This is a genomic window from Prosthecobacter sp. (assembly GCF_049294395.1).
Taxonomy (GTDB): Bacteria; Verrucomicrobiota; Verrucomicrobiia; order Verrucomicrobiales; family Verrucomicrobiaceae; genus Prosthecobacter.
Window position 1 is genome coordinate 1 of record NZ_JBAQCR010000273.1, and the last position, 2,075, is coordinate 2,075.

The 2,075-nt window shown below is 58.8% G+C and carries 2 protein-coding genes; one reads left to right on the top strand and one right to left on the bottom strand.

Annotated elements, in window-relative coordinates:
• Positions 1 to 1,602 (top strand): beta strand repeat-containing protein (locus tag WAW39_RS18610; protein ID WP_422320686.1); only part of this gene is annotated, 1,602 nt, incomplete at its 5' end.
• A 4-nt stretch (positions 1,603 to 1,606) separates the two neighbouring features.
• Here the strand turns inward: WAW39_RS18610 and queD are convergent.
• Positions 1,607 to 1,972: a 6-carboxytetrahydropterin synthase QueD gene (gene queD, locus WAW39_RS18615; RefSeq protein WP_395732432.1), complete on the bottom strand. Its 366-nt coding sequence runs from the start codon at positions 1,970 to 1,972 to the stop codon at positions 1,607 to 1,609.
• Positions 1,973 to 2,075 lie beyond the last annotated feature (103 nt).

Here is a 2,075-nt window from a genome sequence, read left to right on the forward strand (position 1 = left end):
GTGCGTCCGGGCGTGAACGGCACCATCGTCAACAACGGCTCCATCCTCGCGGTGCCCATCGTTGATTCCGCTGTCACAACGCAAGTTGCAGCCACGAGCAGCGATGGCATCGATGCCCAGACCAACACCGGGGTTCAGGTCACCAACAACAACGGAGGCACCATCTCCGGCCGTCATGGTATCACCGGTGGCGCCGCCACTGACACCGTCAACTCCTTCACGATGACCGTCACGAACAACGTCGGCGGCACCATCACGGGCGTGAACGGCTCCGGCGTCAACATTGACAACTTCAGTTCCTCCGCAGCCTCCTCCTCTGCCACTGTCACCAACTACGGCACCATCACCGGCAACTATGACAGCGCCCACTACGACGTCGGCGATGGCGATGGTGTCGATGTGGATGGCATCACCACTCTTTACAACCATGGCATCATCCGGGGTCTCGGTGCCAATGGCGTGGGCTCCGATACTTTGACCAATCACCCCGAAGGCGTCTCGATTGGCGGCGGCACGATCATCAACTACTCCGGCGCGGAAATTACTGGCGGAGCCTTGGACGGCACCGGCATCGAGGGGCATGGCATCCTGGTTGACAACTCCAGCACTGGAAGCGCCTTCGCTGCCACCAGCATCACCAACAGCGGTCTCATCCGAGGCACCACAGGCTACGCGATTCAGATGGTCAGCACCTTTAACAACACTGTCACCAACAACGCAGGCGGGATCATTCGCGGCGCAGGCGATGCTTTGACGGTCGGAGCCGCCATCCAAACCGGCAATGGCAACGACAACCTCAGCAACGCTGGGACCATCACGGGAGACAACGGCAAAGCCATCGCCATGCAGGGCGGCAATGACACGCTCACCGTCACCGGAGGTTCCATCACTGGCGACATCGACGGCGGCACTGGCACAAACACGGCCACATTCAATCCAGGCACAGGCAACACTTTCAGCTATGCCGGGGCGATCTCCAATTTCAGCAGCGTGGACTTCTCCAGCGGCAACGTCATCTTGTCCGGTGCCAGCACCTACAGCGGCAACACCACCGTCAGCGGCACGCTCAGCGTCACCAACACCACGGGCAGCGCCACAGGCTCGGGTAATGTCATCGTCAACTCCACCGGAACCTTGAAAGGCACGGGCGACATCGCAGGAAATATCTCTGTCGCCAGCGGCGGCACCATCGCCCCCGGTCTCAGCCCGGGCACCCTGAACGTTGATGGAAATCTCAGCATCGTGGACGGATCTCACTTTGCCTTCGAACTCGGCACCACATCGGATCTGCTGAACATCGGCGGAGCCCTGAACTTCACCGGCGGAGGCACCGCACTTTTTGACATCCTTAACAATGGTCTGATCAGTGGTTCAGACTACACATTGATGAACTACAGTTCCGTCTCTGGTCTGACGCTTTCAAATCTCGCCTTCGGTTCCACACCAGCTGGCTTTGCCGGTCAGTTCACCATCGGAGCCAGCTCACTCACGCTGCATGTGGACGCCGTGCCTGAGCCTTCGCGCGCAGTGCTGGGAGGTTTGGGCCTGGCCGTCCTGACCCTCCGCCGTCGGCGCAAAACGCGCCATTTGGCCAAGGCTTGATTGGTCAAAACTCGCCACGAAACACGCAACGGGCGTTGGGTGTTTCGTGGATCACGATCTCACAGAGACCGGGCAGCTGCGGGGCCAGCTTTTTCCAAAGCCAGGCGGCCATGTATTCAATGGTGGGATTCTCCAGGCCTTCAATCTCATTGAGGTAGGAGTGATCCAGCTGGTCCATGATTGGCTTCATCGCCCGGGAAATTTCCGCGTGGTCATAGACCCAGCCGATCTTCGGATCCACCTCGCCCTCAATGGCAATCTCCAGTTTGAAGGAATGACCGTGCATCTTGGTGCACTTGTGGTCGCCAGGAAGATTGGGCAGCGTCTGGGCGGCCTCGAAACGGAAGTCTTTGATGATGCGTGCGCGCATGTTTTTTGGATGGGAGGAGTCTTTAACCCACGAATATCCACTCACCAGCACAATTGATGTGCGAAATTTGATAATTGAGGATTCAGAGCGCCTGAGCGCCCGC